Here is a 546-nt window from a genome sequence, read left to right as displayed (position 1 = left end):
TTTCGTGAACATTAAGGTTGTTCACATTAAGCATGATATTAAACTTACAAGGACAACGCCACATGTTGCATGAATGTGAGAGGGATGCTATCACTGCATTCGTTCAGCGTTAGCCCAGCATGAACACTGAATTTCGATTACATTGTATATCAAAGGGTGGCATAGGACTGGACGGGGTTCAGGGAATTCACCTGGAACCTCACAGTTTCTCACAAAATGTCATGTCTTCAGCCCTCCAGAGAAGCTTTGCACATGGAAGGGTACAGAGAAAACCGTTCTTACGTCTAAGCGCTCTCAGGTATCAAAAAGAACCACTCTGCCCCGTGTGAGGCTCGAACTCACGACCTTCAGATTATGAGACTGACGCGCTGCCTAACTGCGCCAACGAGGCCGGTGGGTTGACAGGGCAGAACAGCGAATCACTAGCTTTCAGGTCTTTGCCTTTAGGTGTAGTTCCAACGGGTCAGCTCCAGCTTAGAGCAAATGTCAGGATGGCCGAGCGGTCTAAGGCGCTGCGTTCAGGTCGCAGTCTCCCCTGGAGGCGTG

Annotated in this window: 1 tRNA gene; it reads right to left on the bottom strand. The window is 49.8% G+C overall.

Annotation, left to right across the window (positions count from 1 at the left end):
• Nucleotides 1-317: 317 nt before the first annotated feature.
• A tRNA-Ile gene (locus U9R90_RS36740) sits at nt 318-391 on the bottom strand.
• Nucleotides 392-546 lie beyond the last annotated feature (155 nt).

It is taken from the genome of Streptomyces sp. E11-3 (assembly GCF_046540415.1).
Lineage (GTDB): Bacteria > Actinomycetota > Actinomycetes > Streptomycetales > Streptomycetaceae > Streptomyces.
The sequence above is the reverse complement of the archived record's forward strand: the minus strand, read 5'-3'. Positions and strand labels throughout refer to the sequence as shown.